The 18,654-nt window shown below is 59.3% G+C and carries 18 protein-coding genes; 5 read left to right on the top strand and 13 right to left on the bottom strand.

The window, feature by feature from the left end; translation table 11 throughout:
* Positions 1-21 precede the first annotated feature (21 nt).
* Together AC3IUE_RS05655 and AC3IUE_RS05650 are read left to right on the top strand one after the other, a co-directional pair.
* On the top strand, positions 22-1,221 hold the full coding sequence (locus AC3IUE_RS05655; RefSeq protein ID WP_489266072.1) for a CaiB/BaiF CoA transferase family protein: 1,200 nt from the start codon (positions 22-24) through the stop codon (positions 1,219-1,221).
* Positions 1,222-1,279: 58 nt separating this feature from the next.
* Complete coding sequence (locus AC3IUE_RS05650; protein ID WP_489266070.1) at positions 1,280-2,143, top strand: TIGR02285 family protein; 864 nt, start codon at positions 1,280-1,282, stop codon at positions 2,141-2,143.
* A 170-nt stretch (positions 2,144-2,313) separates the two neighbouring features.
* Here the strand turns inward: AC3IUE_RS05650 and AC3IUE_RS05645 are convergent, their stop codons facing one another.
* The 11 genes from AC3IUE_RS05645 to ffh form a co-directional block, all read right to left on the bottom strand.
* Positions 2,314-2,601, bottom strand: a complete 288-nt coding sequence (locus AC3IUE_RS05645) for a DUF3509 domain-containing protein (protein ID WP_489266068.1) — start codon at positions 2,599-2,601, stop codon at positions 2,314-2,316.
* A 162-nt stretch (positions 2,602-2,763) separates the two neighbouring features.
* Positions 2,764-4,122 carry a transporter substrate-binding domain-containing protein gene (locus AC3IUE_RS05640; RefSeq protein WP_489266066.1) on the bottom strand — a complete coding sequence of 453 codons (1,359 nt, stop codon included), beginning with the start codon at positions 4,120-4,122 and terminating at the stop codon, positions 2,764-2,766.
* A gap of 133 nt (positions 4,123-4,255) precedes the next feature.
* Positions 4,256-5,665, bottom strand: a complete 1,410-nt coding sequence (gene thrC / locus AC3IUE_RS05635) for a threonine synthase (RefSeq protein ID WP_056743384.1) — start codon at positions 5,663-5,665, stop codon at positions 4,256-4,258.
* A 66-nt stretch (positions 5,666-5,731) separates the two neighbouring features.
* Positions 5,732-7,036 (bottom strand): homoserine dehydrogenase, encoded by a 1,305-nt coding sequence (locus AC3IUE_RS05630; protein ID WP_046053481.1) that lies wholly within the window; start codon positions 7,034-7,036, stop codon positions 5,732-5,734.
* A gap of 134 nt (positions 7,037-7,170) precedes the next feature.
* Positions 7,171-7,902: a bifunctional protein-disulfide isomerase/oxidoreductase DsbC gene (gene dsbC / locus AC3IUE_RS05625; RefSeq protein ID WP_056743383.1), complete on the bottom strand. Its 732-nt coding sequence runs from the start codon at positions 7,900-7,902 to the stop codon at positions 7,171-7,173.
* A gap of 301 nt (positions 7,903-8,203) precedes the next feature.
* Positions 8,204-9,100, bottom strand: coding sequence for a site-specific tyrosine recombinase XerD (gene xerD, locus AC3IUE_RS05620; protein WP_008151625.1), 897 nt, complete (start codon positions 9,098-9,100; stop codon positions 8,204-8,206).
* Positions 9,101-9,199: 99 nt separating this feature from the next.
* A complete protein-coding gene (gene rplS / locus AC3IUE_RS05615; RefSeq protein ID WP_003175895.1) occupies positions 9,200-9,550 on the bottom strand; it encodes a 50S ribosomal protein L19 in 351 nt (116 codons plus the stop codon).
* 45 nt (positions 9,551-9,595) lie between these two features.
* Entirely contained in the window at positions 9,596-10,369 is a 774-nt protein-coding gene (trmD, locus tag AC3IUE_RS05610) for a tRNA (guanosine(37)-N1)-methyltransferase TrmD (RefSeq protein WP_154503229.1), read from the bottom strand.
* Positions 10,351-10,887 carry a ribosome maturation factor RimM gene (gene rimM, locus AC3IUE_RS05605; protein ID WP_010565276.1) on the bottom strand — a complete coding sequence of 179 codons (537 nt, stop codon included), beginning with the start codon at positions 10,885-10,887 and terminating at the stop codon, positions 10,351-10,353. Before rimM ends, trmD begins: the two co-directional genes overlap by 19 nt.
* A gap of 5 nt (positions 10,888-10,892) precedes the next feature.
* Positions 10,893-11,144 carry a 30S ribosomal protein S16 gene (gene rpsP, locus AC3IUE_RS05600; RefSeq protein WP_007944872.1) on the bottom strand — a complete coding sequence of 84 codons (252 nt, stop codon included), beginning with the start codon at positions 11,142-11,144 and terminating at the stop codon, positions 10,893-10,895.
* A gap of 250 nt (positions 11,145-11,394) precedes the next feature.
* Positions 11,395-12,771: a signal recognition particle protein gene (gene ffh / locus AC3IUE_RS05595; protein WP_033056394.1), complete on the bottom strand. Its 1,377-nt coding sequence runs from the start codon at positions 12,769-12,771 to the stop codon at positions 11,395-11,397.
* A gap of 210 nt (positions 12,772-12,981) precedes the next feature.
* On the opposite strand from ffh, the gene AC3IUE_RS05590 reads away from it, so the two are divergent.
* The 3 genes from AC3IUE_RS05590 (at position 12,982) to AC3IUE_RS05580 (ending at position 16,638) form a co-directional block, all read left to right on the top strand.
* Positions 12,982-13,794: a cytochrome C assembly family protein gene (locus AC3IUE_RS05590; RefSeq protein WP_046048193.1), complete on the top strand. Its 813-nt coding sequence runs from the start codon at positions 12,982-12,984 to the stop codon at positions 13,792-13,794.
* 12 nt (positions 13,795-13,806) lie between these two features.
* Positions 13,807-15,051: a transporter associated domain-containing protein gene (locus tag AC3IUE_RS05585; protein ID WP_489266060.1), complete on the top strand. Its 1,245-nt coding sequence runs from the start codon at positions 13,807-13,809 to the stop codon at positions 15,049-15,051.
* A 270-nt stretch (positions 15,052-15,321) separates the two neighbouring features.
* A complete protein-coding gene (locus AC3IUE_RS05580) occupies positions 15,322-16,638 on the top strand; it encodes an MFS transporter (protein ID WP_489266058.1) in 1,317 nt (438 codons plus the stop codon).
* 114 nt (positions 16,639-16,752) lie between these two features.
* Here AC3IUE_RS05580 and purT read toward each other — a convergent pair whose 3' ends face one another.
* On the bottom strand, positions 16,753-17,934 hold the full coding sequence (gene purT, locus AC3IUE_RS05575) for a formate-dependent phosphoribosylglycinamide formyltransferase (RefSeq protein ID WP_489266056.1): 1,182 nt from the start codon (positions 17,932-17,934) through the stop codon (positions 16,753-16,755).
* 99 nt (positions 17,935-18,033) lie between these two features.
* Complete coding sequence (locus tag AC3IUE_RS05570; protein ID WP_489266054.1) at positions 18,034-18,501, bottom strand: preQ0 transporter; 468 nt, start codon at positions 18,499-18,501, stop codon at positions 18,034-18,036.
* Positions 18,502-18,654 lie beyond the last annotated feature (153 nt).

The following is an 18,654-nucleotide window of genomic DNA, read 5'->3' as shown; positions in this document are numbered from 1 at the left end:
CTTTGTCCTACAGGATCCAGCATGCCGCTCACCGGAAAACCGCTCTCAGGTCTGAAAGTCATTGAATTGGGGACGCTGATCGCCGGGCCGTTTGCCTCGCGCATTTGCGGCGAATTCGGGGCCGAAGTGATCAAAATCGAGTCCCCCGATGGCGGCGATCCGTTGCGCAAATGGCGAAAACTGTATGAAGGCACCTCGCTGTGGTGGTTCGTCCAGGCGCGTAACAAGAAATCCCTGACCCTGAACCTCAAACACCCCGAGGGCCTGGCGATCCTGAAAAAACTGCTCAGCGAAGCGGACATCCTGATCGAGAACTTTCGCCCTGGCGTGTTGGAAAAACTCGGTCTGGGCTGGGAAGTCTTGCACGCACTGAACCCGAAACTGGTGATGGTGCGTCTCTCGGGTTTCGGTCAGACCGGACCGATGAAGGATCAGCCAGGCTTTGGCGCCGTCGGTGAATCCATGGGCGGCTTGCGCTACATCACGGGTTTCGAAGACCGGCCACCGGTGCGCACCGGAATTTCCATCGGCGACTCGATTGCCGCGCTCTGGGGCGTGATCGGCGCATTGATGGCCCTGCGTCATCGCGAGGTCAACGGTGGCCTCGGCCAAGTGGTGGATGTGGCGCTGTATGAAGCGATCTTCGCCATGATGGAAAGCATGGTCCCCGAGTTCGACGTGTTCGGCTTCATCCGCGAACGCGCCGGCAACATCATGCCGGGCATCACGCCCTCCTCGATCCACACCAGTGCCGACGGCAAACATGTGCAGATCGGCGCCAATGGCGATGCGATCTTCAAACGCTTCATGCTGATCATTGGTCGCGAGGACTTGGCCAATGACCCTGTGTTGGCGAGCAACGACGGACGCGATAGCCGTCGCGACGAAATTTATGGGGTGATTGATCGCTGGGTCAACTCGCTGCCGCTGGACACCATCATCGAGCAGTTGAATCAGGCCGACGTACCGGCCAGCCGGATCTTCAGTGCGGAAGATATGTTCAGTGATCCACAGTACCTGGCCCGGGAAATGTTCCTGAAGGCCAAGTTGCCGGACGGCAAAGATTTCAAGATGCCAGGAATCGTGCCGAAACTATCAGAGACACCCGGCACTTCGGAATGGGTCGGGCCGCAGTTGGGCGAACACAATGCGCAGGTACTCAACGATCTTGGTTACGACAAGGAACAGATCGCAAAGCTGCGTGAAGACGGGGCCATCTAAGCTGAGGTGCCTGCTTGCGCGGCCCATCAACCGCTGCCTGACGCGCGGCGGACGAGCAGTGTGCGCGTTCGCGTTTTTCCTGTTGCTCGCCGGCCAGGCTCAGCCAACGTTGGCGCAACCGAAGGAAACCCTGGTCTGGCTGTTGCGCGACCTTCCACCGCTGATGATTTTCGAAGGATCGAAAAAGGGCCAGGGCGTCATCGATCAACTACTGCAGCTGCTGATCGCCCGCATGCCGCAATACGAACACACTCTGATGCGAGTCAATCGCGCTCGCGGTTTGCAAATGCTCCACGAGCCATCCCTCACGTGCGATGCGGCGCTGAATTGGAGCAAGGAGCGCGATGACTGGATCGCGTTTTCCATCCCGGTCTTTCGGGCCATGAGTAATGGCCTGGCCGTGCGCCGCGTTGATCGGGAGGTGCTGGCGCCCTTTATCAAGGACGGCGAAGTGGACCTGGCGGCCCTGCTGGCCAGTGGCCGCGAGAAACTGGGCATTATTGCCGAGCGCAACTACGGCGAGTATCTCGACGCGCTGCTCAAACAAGCGCCAGCCAACTCACTGACCCTCCACTACGGCAACGACGCTTTGGGCAGCCTGTTGCAAATGCAACGCTTGGGGCGCTTGCGGATGCTGTTGGGGTACCGCTCGGAGATCCGCTACCAGGCCCAGCAGCAAGGGATCGCGGAAGATGAATTGCAGTTCTACCCGATTAGCGGCACGGGCAAATACCTGTCCGGTTACATCGGCTGTACCGACACCCCCCAGGGCCGGCAGGCGATCATCGAGATCAACCAACTGCTGCGCACCCTGCCCCACGATCATTTGAGCGAGGCATACGCCGCCTGGCTGGACCCCGAAAGTCGCAGCGACTACCTGGAGGCCAGCCGGGCATTTTTCATGCAGCAGGCCGAGCAATGACAAATCGCAGGCAAAAAGAAACCCCGAGAAGTGGGGAGACGACTCGGGGTTAAACGTGGCCTACATAAAGACCAGTAACAGCAAGCTACAAGCACCGGAGCACAATGCTTGATCCTGCTGTTACAAGGTCTGACTGACCTAAGCGCAGGAAGGTTCCCACAAAAAACAATTCAATTTCGGTTGGCCAGGATTTTGTCCTGAGCCGCATTACGCAACGCCGCGATGACGCAGGGCTCCAGCCTGCCTTCGGCGATCAGCACGTCGCGATGCAATCCGTCGACCACATCCGTCAGCAGACGTTTGCTGGTCAACTGGGCCTGATTGAACGCCCGCTCGACCACGATAGCGCCGGTCGCATTTTTCAGTGACACCAGGCATTCGCCATGGGTCCCCGACGGGGTCAACGTTACCTGATACGGGCTCAGAGCTTCACCGAGCAATAGACTGATACTTTCCATCTCGATCACCACTCAATAGTCCGAAAACAAAGTGCCTGGGGCGTACCTACAGTAAATGACCACTGGCTCGAGAAGAAAGTTCTGGATACCGACTGCTGGTGAACCTGCGCCGCGGGTCAATAGAGCATGCACGGCCAAGATGACAGATAAAAAACAGCCGCGTCATGCCTGCTGCTTGCGCTTACCAATATCGGTCCATCCACCCAGCAGGCCCCGCAACTGTCCGTCGGCACCGTAAAAAGGCACCGTCCACTGATAGACATGCCTGACGCCGTTCTTGAACCTCAATTGACGCTCACTGAAGCGCGTCTTGCGCGTACCGAGCTGGGCCATGAACTCTGCATGCAGCAGTTCGGCAGTCTCTTTGGGCAAGACGTCCAGTTCAATCAGCTGTCGTCCCTGAACCTGGTCGAAACGCGTCGACAAGCCCTCCTCATAACTTTTGTTGCACATGATCAAACGCCCTTCCAGATCACGAACAAACATCGGATCGGGCATGGCGTCCATCAACGCATGCTGGAAGGCAAGCTGATCACTCAGACTTTTCTCGGCATCCAGGCGTTGCTGGATCAATACCGTGAGCCGTCGGTTCCAGAGCAGGGACAACAGGCCGAACAGACTGACGATAAACATTCCCCAGCAGCCCCACTCGGCGAGTCGGTGCCAGGCGCCGGGCACCTTGACGGGGGCAATCCCGTTGAGCCATTTCAGGCGAATGGCGCGCAATTCGGCAGGATCAAGCGCCTCAAGCGCCTTGTTGAGGATGCTCGACAGCTGAGGTTGACCTTTGCGTAAGGCCAAGTGGTCCGCCTCCCATTTGCCCTCCACCGTATACCCGACCTTGAGCTGTCCGGACGGATAGAGTTGTGCTCCGGTTTCGTTTTCGATGGTGGCATAGGCCTCACCGCTCTCGACCAGCGCCCGGGCCTCCGCGTAGGTTTTAACCGAGCGCAGTTCGATGTCCGGATGGTCGCGGCGAATCGTGGCCTCCAGCGCATGCCGGGTTGGCAACACCAGAACCCGTCCCGACAGCTGCTCCAGGGATTTCACCTCTGACGCCCCGGCCCGCCCGACGAACACCCAGCCAGCGCCACCGAACGCATGACTGAAATCCAGAAACGTCTTGCGTTCGTCATTCATCGCCAGCGTCGTGCTCATGTCCGCGGCGCCACTTTCCAGTCGCCCGAGCAACTGATCGGTGGAAAACGATTCTTCGTGAACAAACTGCAATCCCGTCATTGCGCTGATGCGGTTGAGCAGATCATTGTTCAAGCCGCCCCAGTGGCCGCGCTCATCCTTGAACAGGTACAGCGGATATTGCACCGATGCGACGATGACTTTTGAATGCTCGGCAATCCATTTCAACTCCTGAGCATCCAGCTCGATCTTTAGGCCAGCAACCGATCCTTTGGAGTCGATCGCCGCCAATTGCGACGCGCTCCCCCATTGAGCAAAGCCCAGGGTGCCGACTAAAAAAAACATCCAGCACGCGGCTGGTTTTAACCCTCTGAAAAACAGCATTGCCACTTCCTTGGTGATCGTCTCGCCCGCCCTTCATAGGCGGCTCTTCATTTACGAAACCCGACAAGTGTGGCACGCAGAAATGAGAAAGCCCGTCAGGAGACGGGCTTCAAAATGTGACAGATTTAATTGGTTACAGAGGCTTGCCGCGGTTGCCATGCTTGCTGACAAAGGCCTGCACGGCTTTCAGGTCATTTGGCAGCACGGTGCAGCGCTCATCTCGCTCAAACAAATCAGAAAGATGTGCAGGTAGTTCGAGCGCTTTTCCTACGCCTGCTTTTTCCACTGCGTCCGGGAATTTGACCGGATGCGCCGTACCAAGGATCACCATCGGGATATCCAGGCTGCGACGGCACTCGCGCGCCGCCTTCACGCCGATGGCGGTGTGCGGATCCAGCAGTTCGCCGGTTTGCTCATAAACTTCAGCAATGGTTTCGCAAGTTTGTGCGTCATCCACGGCCAGCGAATCGAACAGCTTGCGGGCTTCGGTCCAGCGTTCCTGTTCGACGCTGAAACCGCCACCTTGCTTGAAGGTGTCCATCAGCCCGGCGATCGCTGCGCCGTTGCGACCGTGCAGGTCGAACAGCAGGCGTTCGAAGTTCGACGACACCATGATGTCCATCGACGGCGACAGCGTGGCGTGCAGGGTGTCCTTGACGTACTGATTGCCGCTCATGAAGCGGTGCAGGATGTCGTTGCGGTTGGTAGCGACGATCAACTGGTTGATCGGCAGGCCCATGTTGCGCGCCAGGTAACCGGCGAAAATGTCGCCAAAGTTGCCGGTCGGCACCGAGAACGACACCGAACGTGCCGGGCCGCCCAACTGCAGGGCTGCATGGAAGTAGTAAACGATCTGGGCCATGATCCGCGCCCAGTTGATCGAGTTCACGGCCACCAGACGCGTGCCTTTGAGGAAGCTCTGGTCGGCGAAGCTGGCCTTGACCATTTCCTGGCAGTCATCGAAGTTGCCTTCGATGGCGATGTTATGGATGTTCTCGCCGAAAATGGTGGTCATCTGGCGACGCTGCACTTCGGACACGCGGTTGTGCGGGTGCAGGATGAAGATATCGACGTTATCGCAGTGCTTGCAGCCTTCGATGGCGGCCGAACCGGTGTCGCCGGAGGTGGCGCCGACAATCACTACGCGCTCACCACGTTTTTCCAGCACGTAGTCGAGCAGACGACCCAGCAGCTGCAAAGCGAAGTCTTTGAACGCGAGGGTCGGGCCGTGGAACAGCTCCAGCACCCATTCGTTGCCGTTCAGCTGACGCAGTGGCGCCACGGCGTTGTGGGAAAACACGCCATACGTTTCTTCAAGAATCTTTTTGAAATCGGCATCAGGAATGCTGCCGGTGACGAACGGGCGCATCACCCGGAAGGCCAGCTCGTGATATGGCAGGCCGGCCCAGGAAGCGATTTCTTCCTGGGTGAAACGTGGCAGGTTTTCCGGGACGTACAGACCACCGTCCGTGGCCAGACCGGCCAGCAGGACGTCTTCGAAATTCAGGGCCGGTGCCTGGCCGCGGGTACTGATATAACGCATGACTGGCTCCAATAGACAGTGTTCGCAAACCCGGGCCCGCAGGCGGGCCCGGTGAACGATAACGGCTTAGTTCAGGTGCTCGACGCGGATCCGTACGACCGGACCGACCACGCCCGCCAAAGCTTCCAGGGCGGCGATCGCGTCGTTCATGTGCTGTTCCAGCACGCGGTGAGTCAGCAGGATCATCGGCACCAGGCCGTCGTGTTCTTCGACTTCCTTCTGCATGATCGATTCGATGTTGATGCCGCGCTCCGACAGGATACTCGCCACCTGCGCCAACACGCCCGGATGGTCCTTGGCCTGGATGCGCAGGTAATAGGAGCTTTCGCAGGCCTCGATCGGCAGGATCGGGTGCGCCGACAGCGAATCCGGCTGGAAGGCCAGGTGCGGTACGCGGTTTTCCGGGTCGGACGTCATGGCGCGAACCACGTCCACCAGGTCGGCGATCACCGACGAAGCGGTCGGCTCCATGCCAGCGCCAGCGCCGTAGAACAGGGTCGAACCGGCGGCATCACCGTTGACCATCACCGCGTTCATCACGCCGTTGACGTTGGCGATCAGGCGATCGGCCGGAATCAGCGTCGGGTGCACGCGCAGCTCGATGCCGGCCGCGGTGCTGCGCGCCACGCCCAGGTGCTTGATGCGATAGCCCAGCGCTTCGGCGTAGTTCACGTCAGCGGTGGTCAGCTTGGTGATGCCTTCGGTGTAGGCCTTGTCGAACTGCAGCGGAATGCCGAACGCAATCGACGCGAGGATCGTCAGCTTGTGGGCCGCGTCGATGCCTTCAACGTCGAAGGTCGGATCTGCTTCGGCGTAACCCAGGGCTTGCGCCTCGGCGAGTACGTCTTCGAAGGTGCGGCCCTTCTCACGCATTTCGGTGAGGATAAAGTTGCCGGTGCCGTTGATGATGCCGGCGACCCAATTGATGCGGTTGGCCGACAGGCCTTCACGGATCGCCTTGATCACTGGAATGCCACCGGCCACGGCGGCTTCGAACGCCACAATCACGCCCTTCTCGCGGGCCTTGGCGAAAATTTCATTACCGTGAACGGCGATCAACGCCTTGTTCGCGGTCACAACATGTTTTCCGTTCTCGATCGCTTTGAGTACCAGCTCGCGGGCAACGGTGTAGCCGCCCACCAGCTCTATGACGATGTCGATCTCAGGGTTCGTGGCCACTTCGAACACATCGTTGGTAATCGCAATACCGGTCGTCTGGAACTGAGGCTTTGGCGTGCGCATGGCAATTTGTGCCACTTCGATTCCACGCCCGGCACGACGAGCAATTTCCTCGGCGTTACGCTGAAGTACGTTGAAGGTACCGCCACCGACGGTCCCTAACCCACAGATGCCTACTTTGACCGGTTTCACTGTGAACTCCCCATAAAACGGCCGACTCAAGGCCGGCCGTGAAAACAACCGCATACTCGCGGTTCTCTATTAATGGCCCGGCGAATGCTGCCGCCGAACCATGATCGTCAATGGCTGACCGTGACGATGCGAATTTACTTCGCGCCCAACGCCAGTTTGGCGACTTGTGGCGCAGGCTGGTAGCCCGGAATGACCTGGCCGTCGGCCAAAACGATGGCCGGTGTACCGTTCACGCCGATCGACTGACCGAGGGCGAACTGCTTGGAAACCGGGTTATCGCACTTGGCGGCCTTGATTTCCTTGCCGTCGACCATCTTGTCCATGGCCGCTTTCTTGTCTTTCGAGCACCAGACCGCTTGCAGCTGTTCGTCACCCGGCGAGCCAAGGCCCTGGCGCGGGAACGCGACATAACGCACTTCGATGCCGCGCTTGTTCAGCTCAGGCACTTCGGCGTGCAGCTTGTGGCAGTACGGGCAGGTGGTGTCGGTGAACACGGTGATGTGCGATTTGGTTTCGCCGATCGCCGGGTAGACCACGGTTTCAGCCACCGGAATTTCGTTGACCAGTTTGGAAACGCCCAGGCGTTCGGTCTTTTCAGTCAGGTTGACCGGCTTGCCGTCCTTGAGCTGGAACATGTAACCCTGAACGATGTACTGGCCATCGGCGCTGGCATAGAGCACGCGACTGCCCTTGAGTTTGACTTCGTACAGACCTGGCAGCGGGCTGGCGGTGATGGTTTCTACCGGCACCTCGAGCTGGAGGTTTTCCAGGCTTTTACGAATGGCTTTGTCGGCCGCGTCATCGGCGACGGCAAAGGTGCTGACCAACGCAATGGCTGCGGCGGCGAAAATCTGGGTCAGACGCATGAGAACTCCTGAAGGCGGACAAATGGGACGATCAGAACGCCCGTGCCGAAACACCGGGTCATAAACGCCCATCGTGCAAACCGGCAAAGCCTACCACATAAGGCCCGTGTGGCCGAATGCGGGTGACAAGACACCTAACTCCCGGTGTACGACGCTTTATGTAGCAGCTGGCGAAGCCTGCGTTCGGCTGCGTAGCAGTCGTAAACCCTGAATCTTCGGTTTAACTGAAGCACCGCAGTGTCTGATTCACGACTGCTGCGCAGCCGAACGCAGGCTTCGCCAGCTGCTACAAAGCCCTGCGTTATCCGCGCGGGTGGTGTTTGGCGTGCAGGTCCTGCAAGCGGGCGCGGGCGACGTGGGTGTAGATCTGCGTGGTCGACAGATCGCTGTGGCCAAGCAGCATTTGCACCACCCGCAAGTCCGCGCCATGGTTGAGCAAGTGCGTGGCGAAGGCATGGCGCAAGGTGTGCGGCGACAGCGACTTGCCGATCCCGGCAACCTTGGCCTGGTGCTTGATGCGATGCCAGAAGGTCTGCCGAGTCATCTGCTCGCCGCGCTGGCTGGGGAACATGACATCGCTGGGACGCCCGCCAAGCAGCTCCTGGCGGCCATCGCGCAGGTAACGCTCGACCCAGACAATCGCCTCCTCGCCCATCGGCACCAGCCGCTCCTTGCTGCCCTTGCCCATCACTCGCAGCACGCCTTGGCGCAGATTGACCTGCTCCAGCGTCAGGCTGATCAGCTCCGTCACACGCAAGCCGCAGGCATAAAGCACTTCGAGCATGGCGCGGTCGCGCTGACCGATGGCTTCGCTCAGGTCAGGCGCTTTTAACAAGGCCTCCACATCCGCTTCCGACAAGGACTTAGGCAATGGCCTACCCAGCTGCGGCATGTCGACACGCAAGGTCGGATCGACGGCAATCAGCTTTTCCCGCAGCAAATAGCGATAGAAGCCACGCACGCCAGAGAGAAATCGCGCCGTCGAGCGGGGTTTGTAGTTTTGCTCCAGACGCCAGGCCAAGTGATCGAGGATCAATTCGCGACCGGCATTGATCAACTCCAGCCCTTTTTCCTGCAGCCAGCCGTTGAACAGGGCCAGGTCGCTGCGATAGGCATCGCGGGTGTTATCGGAAAGACCTTTCTCCAGCCACAGAGCGTCGAGGAATTGGTCTATCAGGGGATGATCGATGGCGGGCATAAAGGCTCAGGCAAGACCGACAGTACGGCCAGGGAAGATAAATCGCAGGCAACAAAAAAGCAGCCCGTAGGCTGCTTTTTTCTGCATCGGAAGCTGGACTTAAGCCAGTTTTTCCTTGATGCGAGCTGCTTTACCGGACAGGTCACGCAGGTAGTACAGCTTGGCTTTACGTACGTCACCGCGACGTTTAACGGCCATGCTGTCGATTTGCGGGCTGTAGGTCTGGAAAGTACGCTCTACGCCAACACCGTTGGAGATTTTACGAACGGTGAAAGCACTGTTTACGCCGCGGTTACGCTTGGCGATAACAACACCTTCGAACGCTTGCAGACGCGAACGGTCGCCTTCCTTCACTTTCACCTGAACGACAATAGTGTCGCCCGGGGCAAAGGTAGGGATCTCTTTGGTCATCTGCTCTGCTTCGAGTGCAAGGATGATTTTGTTAGTCATGCTGTGCTCCTAAGGTAAATCGTCGGATCTACCATCGATACGTTGTTAACTATCGTCCCGCTCGCGGATGTATTCCTCGAGCAGCTTCTTCTCTTCTCCAGAAAGCGAGCGGCTTTCCAGAAGATCGGCGCGTCGTTCAAAGGTCCTACCAAGGGACTGCTGTAAACGCCAACGCCGGATATGCGCGTGATTGCCACTTAGCAACACGTCGGGAACACGCTGATCCGCATACACCTCCGGTCGGGTGTAGTGCGGGCAATCCAGCAAACCATCCGTAAAGGAATCTTCCTCGGCGGAGTCCGCATGCCCTAAAGCTCCAGGCAGCAGTCGTGTAACCGCATCGATCAGGACCATCGCCGGCAGCTCGCCGCCAGACAGTACATAGTCGCCAATCGACCACTCTTCATCGACATGAGCCTCTATAAAACGCTCGTCAATGCCTTCATAGCGGCCGGCAATCAGGATCAATGCATCCAGATTCGCCAACTCGCGTACCGCCGACTGAGTCAGTTGACGGCCTTGGGGGGACAGGTAAATTACCTTCGCCGCCTCCCCGGCTGCTGCCTTGGCCTGAACCAACGCATCTTCCAGGGGCTTGATCTTCATCACCATGCCCGGACCACCGCCAAATGGGCGATCGTCCACAGTGTGATGTCGATCCGTCGTGTAGTCTCGCGGATTCCAACAGGTGAGCTGCAAGAGCCCCTGTTTCACCGCACGACTGGTGATGCCGTACTCGCTGATGGCGGAGAACATCTCGGGAAACAAACTGATCACTTCTACGCGCAAGTTAGCCACGCTTAGAAGTCCGCATCCCATTCCACCTTCATCTCGCCTGCGGCAAGGTCGACGGCCAACACGCATTGCTCCGTATAGGGCAACAGGCGTTCGCGATCATCCAGGCTGCCAGCGCAAGGCTTGACCACCATTACATCATTGGCGCCGGTTTCCAGAAGATGATCGATTTTCCCGAGCAATTGCCCGAGTTGATCAATGACCTTCAGACCTTCCAGCTGGTACCAGTAGTACTCGCCGTCGGTCAATTCAGGGAACAGGTTGCGCGGCACGCAGATCTCATAACCGGCCAGAAGACGCGCTTCTTCACGATCATCAAGACCCTTGAGCTTTGCGACCAGGAACTTGTCGTTCCCACGTCCGCTGACCAGCTCAACCTGTTTCACACTACCTTCGCGCTTGAGCGTCCAGGTTTTGTACTGCAACAGGTTTTCAGTCGGATCAGTAAAGGAATACACCTTCACTTCGCCGCGAACGCCATGAACCGAATAAATTTTGCCGATAACGATCAAATCATCAGCAACAGCTGGCGTCGCGTTCATATTGCTCAGGCCGCAGCCTTAGCCGCGTCCTTCAACAACTGAGCAACACGCTCAGAAGGTTGTGCACCAACGCTCAGCCAGTAGGCTACGCGCTCTTGGTTCACGGACAGACGGACTTCTTGACCACGAGCAACAGGGTTGAAGAAACCAACCTGTTCCTTGTGCGAACCGTCGCGCGGGTTGCGGCTGTCGGTTACGGTCAAGTGGTAAAACGGGCGCTTTTTGGAGCCGCCAAGGGCAAGACGGATTGTTAGCATGTGAACATCGTTCCTGTAGTCGGTGCTGCAAATCTAAAGGCACAGCGGGCATAGGTGCCCGAAAGGCCGCATATTCTAAGGAATATCCGGACTTTTGCAAATGTCTTTTTCCGGCTGCCTATCGGCCGCCATCAAGATTTGCTATAGAGCCGTCGTTGAAAACGGCCAGTCAGCTCCCGCCAAGTGCGGGTTTGCTGGAGATCCCACGTCCATGTGGGGCTGCGTCGACATCGCTGCCGACGCGGATTCTTTACATTCTCGGCATGCCGCCGCCGGGCAACATACCGCCCATGCCGCGCATCATTTTGGCCATTCCGCCTTTTGCGGAGAACTTCTTCATCATCTTCTGCATCTGCTTGTGCTGCTTGATCAAGCGACCGATATCCTGCACCTGAGTGCCGGAACCCATGGCGATCCGGCGTTTGCGCGAACCGCTGATCATCTCAGGGTCGCGGCGCTCGGCCGGGGTCATGGAATTGATGATGGCTTCCATCTGCTTGAATTGTTTCTCTGCCGCGCCCTGGGCGTTGCCCATCTGCGCCAGGTTCATACCGGGCATGTTTGGCAGTTTGTCCATGAGGCCGCCGAGGCCGCCCATGTTTTTCATCTGTTGCAACTGATCGCGGAAGTCTTCGAGGTCGAAGCCCTTGCCCTTCTTCAGCTTCTTGGCCAGTTTGTCGGCCTTGTCCTTGTCGAGGGTCTGCTCGGCCTGCTCGATCAGGCTGAGTACGTCGCCCATACCGAGGATGCGCGAAGCAATACGCTCTGGGTGGAACGGCTCGAGCGCGTCGCTCTTCTCGCCCATACCGATGAACTTGATCGGCTTGCCGGTGATGGCGCGCACCGACAGCGCGGCACCGCCACGGGCATCGCCGTCGACCTTGGTCAAGATCACACCGGTCAGCGGCAGCGCATCGCCGAAGGCCTTGGCCGTGTTGGCGGCGTCCTGACCGGTCATGGCGTCGACCACGAACAGGGTTTCGACCGGGTTGATCGCGGCATGCAGCGCCTTGATCTCGCCCATCATCTCTTCATCGATGTGCAGGCGACCGGCGGTATCGACGATGACCACGTCGATGAATTTCAGTTTTGCTTCTTTAATAGCCGCTTGCGCGATGTCGACCGGCTTCTGGCTCAGGTCGGACGGGAAGAAGGTAACGCCGACTTCACCCGCGAGCATTTCCAGCTGCTTGATCGCTGCCGGACGGTAAACGTCCGCAGACACGACCATGACCGACTTCTTCTTGCGCTCCTTAAGGAAGCGCGCGAGTTTGCCGGCGGTGGTGGTTTTACCCGCGCCCTGCAAACCGGCCATCAGCACGACGGCCGGAGGAACGGCGCTCAGGTTCAAGTCTTCGTTGGCCGCGCCCATCAGGCTTTCGAGTTCGGCCTGGACGATCTTCACGAAGGCCTGGCCCGGCGTCAGGCTGCGCGACACCTCGGTGCCGACGGCGCGTTCCTTGACCGAATTGACGAAGTCCTTGACGACCGGCAAGGCGACGTCAGCTTCGAGCAACGCCATGCGCACTTCGCGCAGGGTGTCTTTGATGTTGTCTTCGGTCAGCTTGGCCTTGCCGGTGACATGGCGCAGCGTCTGCGAGAGACGGTCGGTTAAGTTTTCAAACATTGCGCGATCCTTTCAGGCCCTGTGTAGACCGGGATAATGGCGGCCCAGACCGGAATAAACATGTGCTCGGCGAGCCTGCGGCGTGGGCAGGTCGCGGATTATAGCGAAGACTGCGTCTGGCGGACACCTCGTCGTCAGCTTGCATGGTCTTTCGTGCTGCGGGGGTTCTATGCCAAACTCAGCGCCTTTCGGGCTTGCCTAACAGGATTTATGCTCCCCTTGTCACCCAGTTTGCTAGCTACCCTCGCCGCCGCCTGCTTATATGCCGCTGCGACCCTCTATCAGGGCACTCGTCTGGCCACCGCTGCCAAGGCGAACAAACGCCTGCTGGTCACGCTCGGCGTGCTCGCCGTGCTGGCTCATAGCGCCAGTCTGTTCACCCACCTGCTGACACCGATTGGCCTGGGCCTGGATTTTTTCAGCGCCGCCAGCCTGATTGCCGCCGCGGTGATTGCCCTGACGCTGTTGGCCTGCTCGCGAATCCCGGTGGAAAACCTGCTTATATTGCTGTTCCCGCTCGGCGCCGCCACCGTGCTACTCGCACAGTTCGCCCCCGCCGGCACCGTGCAGATCATCGACGAAGAACCGGGCATCCTCGCCCACATCCTGTTGTCGATCCTCGCCTACGGCATGTTCACCATCGCGGTCTTCCAGGCATTGTTGCTGCTGGTTCAAGACCATCAGCTCAAGCACAAGCACCCGTCGGGCCTGATCAAGAACTTCCCACCGCTGCAAACCATGGAAAGCCTGCTGTTCGGTTTTCTCTGGGCCGGCTGGACCCTGCTGTCGCTGTCGCTGATCTCCGGCTGGCTGTTCGTCGACAACCTTTTCGCCCAGCACCTGGTGCACAAAACCTTGCTGGCATGCCTCGCCTGGATCGTCTTCAGCGTGCTGCTATGGGGCCGTAATCGCCTCGGCTGGCGCGGACACAAGGCCATTCGCTGGACCCTCGCCGGTTTCTGCCTGCTGATGCTGGCGTATTTCGGCAGTAAGCTGGTTCGTGAATACATCCTGCATATCTGACGGGCGGCATTAATGGACGACTTGCCCATAGGGCCGATGCTCGCGGTAGTGGCCCTGCTGATTTTATGGTCGGGGCTGTTTACCGCCATCGAAGCTGCGCAACAGTACTTGCTTGCCCAGCGGACCGCTTCGCGCTCGAGCGACAAGCCGGTGGCAAAGCTGAGCTTTTCGCTCAATAGCCTGATCCTCTGCAACACCCTGTGCCGCGCACTGGTCGTGGTCATCAGCACCTTGCTGGCGATTTTCACCTGGGCGGAAAACGGTCCATGGGTGGCCTGCCTGGGGGCCGGCGCCGTGCTTCTGGTGTTCGCCGACTACCTGCCGCGCACCCTCGCCGTCCGTTATCCGGACGCCGTTCTGGCCCTGGGCAACACCTTGCTTGGCGCGCCACTGAAAATCATCTATCCCGCCGCCTGGTTGCTCAATGGCATAAGCCAGCTGCTGATGCGACCGTTCGCCCGCAAAGTCAAAGTGGTGCAGCAGAGCGAAGACGAGGCCCCGAACGAACGGCACGACGATCACGAACACGCCGTCTGCCGCCCACACCCGCTGTCAGGCATCCATGCGCTGGACAACATCACGGTCAACGACATTCTGGTGCCACGCAGTGACATCGACGGGGTCAACCTGGACGACTCCCTCGAGGAAATCATCGAGCAGCTTCGCGCCAATAAACGCACGCGCTTGCCGGTTTTCCACAGCGACATCAATCAGGTCGAGGCGGTGCTCAATACCCGGCAGATCCGCCATCTGCTGTCCGACGCCACTCTGACCCGAGAGGCACTGCTGGCAGCCTGTCACGACCCCTACTTCGTGCCGGAAAGCACCCCATTGCAACTGCAGCTGTTGAACTTCCACAAACAACAGCGACGCCTGGGCATGGTGGTCGACGAATACGGCGAAGTGCTCGGTGTCGTGACCCTGGAAGACATTCTCGAAGAAATCGTCGGTGAGTTCGAAAGCCAGCACAGCCTGAAAAACCCGCACATCCATCCACAGGCCGATGGCCGCCTGGTGATCGAAGGGGCGGCGTCAATTCGCGAATTGAACAAGAGCCTGGGCTGGCACCTGCCCAGCGACGGTCCGAAAACCCTCAACGGGTTGGTGACCGAGGCGCTGGAGACGATTCCGGACAGTGCGGTATGCCTGAAGATCGGGCGTTATCGGCTGGAGATTCTGGAGACTGAAGACAATCGCGTCACTCGGGTTTTAATCTGGCATACCAGTTCGACGCCTGCGATTGTTTCTATCCGTTAGACAGTTAAAAGATCGCAGCCTCGCTTCGCTCGACAGCTCCTACAAGGGAACGCATTCCAAATTGCAGGAGCTGTCGAGCGAAGCGAGGCTGCGATCTTTTTCAATATCTATGCCCTTGTTTGATCGTTAGCCGCCTTCCTATAATCGATCCGCTTACCCAAGCCCCGCCATACCCCCGTGCTACCCGCACCCCGCATCAAACCCACATCCCTGGGTGTTCGACCATAATAATTCGCTCCACTGGGGCACATGACTGTCAGGGATAACCGCATGACGACCAGCACGACTTATAACGACACCGCGCCTGCGCAACCGACGAACTCCGCCACCCGCGTGGCGACCGCGAGTTTCATCGGCACCGCCATCGAGTTCTACGACTTCTACGTCTATGCCACTGCCGCTGCGCTGGTGATCGGTCCGGTGTTCTTTCCGCAGACCTCCGGCACGGCCCAGATGCTGTCGGCGTTCCTCACCTTCGGCATCGCCTTCCTGGCTCGACCGCTGGGATCGGCGCTTTTCGGCCACTTCGGTGACCGCATCGGGCGCAAATCGACACTGGTTGCCTCGCTGCTGCTGATGGGCGTGTGCACCACACTGATCGGCGTGCTCCCGGGCTACGACAGCATTGGGGCCTGGGCGCCGATCCTGCTCTGCGTGCTGCGCTTCGGCCAAGGCCTGGGACTCGGCGGCGAATGGGGCGGTGCGGCGTTGCTGGCGACGGAGAATGCGCCGAAGGGCAAACGCGCCTGGTACGGCATGTTCCCGCAGCTCGGTCCTTCGATCGGCTTCCTCGCGGCCAATGGCCTGTTTCTGACACTGGCAATGACCCTGAACGACGAACAATTCCGCTCGTGGGGCTGGCGGATTCCGTTCCTGCTCAGTGCCGCGCTGGTGATGGTCGGTCTGTACGTGCGCCTCAAGCTTCACGAAACGCCGGTGTTCGCCAACGCAATGGCTCGCCAGGAGCGAGTGAAGATCCCGCTGGTCGAGCTGCTCAGCCAATATTGGGCGCCGATGCTGCTGGGTGCCGGATCGATGGTGGTGTGCTACGCGCTGTTCTATATCTCGACGGTGTTTTCGCTGAGTTATGGCGTATCGACGCTCGGCTACACACGCGAAACCTTCCTCGCGCTGCTGTGCTTCGCCGTGCTGTTCATGGCCGCCGCTACGCCACTGTCGGCCTGGGCCAGTGATCGTTACGGGCGCAAACCGGTGCTGATCATCGGCGGTGTGCTGGCGATTCTGTCCGGTTTCCTGATGGAGCCGCTGCTGACCCAAGGCTCGACCTGGGGCGTGGCGCTGTTCCTGTGCATCGAGCTGTTTCTGATGGGCGTGACGTTTGCGCCGATGGGCGCGCTGCTGCCGGAGCTGTTTCCAACTCACGTGCGTTATACCGGTGCGTCGGCGGCCTACAACCTGGGCGGCATTGTCGGAGCCTCGGCGGCGCCGTTCTTCGCACAGAAGCTGGTGGCGATGGGTGGCTTGAGTTATGTCGGCGGGTATGTGTCGGGGGCGGCGGTGCTGAGTTTGATTGCCGTGCTGTGCCTGAAGGAAACGCGGCATAACGATTTGAATCAGGTTGCCTGAATCAGAAGCATCGCCAGCAGGCTGGCTCCCACATGGAAACTGGGTGTACACAAAATCTGTGACCAACCAAAAACCCTGTGGGAGCTAGCCTGCTAGCGATAGCCGCGACTCGGTTTACAGCTCTACAACAACAGCCTGGGAAGCGCGGGTAGCCTTGGCGCGAGCCGCTTCAATCGACTCATCACGCGCCAACGCCACACCCATCCGACGTTGACCATTGACCTCAGGCTTGCCGAACAGACGCAATGCCGTATCCGGCTCGCTCAACGCAGCACCGAGATTGGCGAAAGCCGTCTGGGTCGACTGCCCTTCCACCAGAATCACCGCCGAAGCCGATGGGCCGAACTGACGGATCAGTGGAATCGGCAGGCCCAGAATCGCCCGTGCGTGCAGCGCAAACTGCGACAGGTCCTGGGAAATCAACGTCACCAGACCGGTGTCATGTGGACGCGGCGAGACTTCGCTGAACCAGACTTGATCACCTTTGATGAACAGCTCAACACCAAACAGACCACGGCCACCCAAGGCTTCAGTGACGGCTTTGGCAACGCGCTCGGATTCGGCCAGGGCAATCGGGCTCATGGCTTGTGGCTGCCAGGATTCCTGATAGTCGCCCTTCTCCTGACGGTGACCGACTGGCGCGCAGAACGTAGTGCCGCCAACGTGACGCACGGTCAACAGGGTGATTTCGTAATCGAAGTCGATAAAGCCTTCGATGATCACGCGGCCTTTACCGGCACGGCCGCCTTCTTGGGCGTAATCCCAGGCTTTCTGCACGTCATCGACGCTCCGCAGCAAGCTCTGGCCTTTGCCCGAGGAGCTCATCACCGGTTTAACCACACATGGGAAGCCGAGGTCTTCGACAGCCTTGCTGTAATCCTCGAAGGTGTCGGCGAAGTGGTACGGCGAGGTCGGCAGGTCCAGCTCTTCAGCGGCCAGGCGACGGATGCCTTCGCGGTTCATGGTCAACTGCGCGGCGCGAGCGGTCGGGATCACGGTGAAGCCTTCGGCTTCCAGTTCCACGAGGGTCGCGGTGGCAATGGCTTCGATTTCCGGCACGATGAAATGCGGCTTCTCGGCTTCGATCACCGCACGCAGGGCGGCGCCATCGAGCATGTTGATCACATGGCTGCGATGGGCAACCTGCATGGCCGGCGCATTGGCGTAGCGATCCACGGCAATCACTTCAACGCCCAGGCGTTGCAGCTCGATCACCACTTCCTTGCCCAACTCGCCACAGCCACACAGCAATACGCGGGTCGCGGTTGGCGACAATGGAGTTCCGATACGGGTCATCTCAGGTCCTCAAGAAGCGGATCATCGAGGGTCGCAGCGCCTGGCGCGCTTCCCATGGGGAGAAAGCGCGGCATTTTACATGAACCTGCGGGTTTGGCTTCAGCTGACGACGGCCTGCTTGCGCAAGCGCCAGGCCATGATCAGCCACACGGCGGTCACGCCCGCGAACTTCGAGCCCATGGCAGTGAGAATCACGCCCGGGGTGAACGCATCGATCATGCCGAAGAAAATGAAGGTATCGAGAGGAATGCTCAGGGCCGAACTTATCCACAGGCGGTCGTGCAAGGGACGCTTGGTGATGCTGAACACCAGCCAATCGATGCATTCGGACACCGCGAACGCAGTGGCGCTGGCCAGCGCGATGGACGGATCGGACGTCACGTAGGACAACACCAGCGCTGCCAGCATCGCCGCGATCGCGCCATGGCCGAAACGGGTTTGCACCATGTCGCGCAAAACGAACACCAAACCACCCCAGGCTGACCAGAGGATGTCCAGGTGCGGAGCGGTGGAAAAGGCGTAGTTGATCAGCACGACGCTGCTGATGTAAGCGATCAGGAAGAACATGGGGCGGCGGGATACCTGTCAATTTGGCGCACAGGGTACGTTAGAGATGTGCCAGGGCCAAGAGAAGCGGCGGGCGCGATGGCCTCTTCGCGAGCAAGCTCGCTCCCACATTGGTTCCGTGTCGATCACAAATGATGTGGGCAACATCAATCA

It is taken from the genome of Pseudomonas sp. GL_093, assembly GCF_057837605.1.
This window is presented reverse-complemented; position numbering and strand designations above follow the sequence as displayed.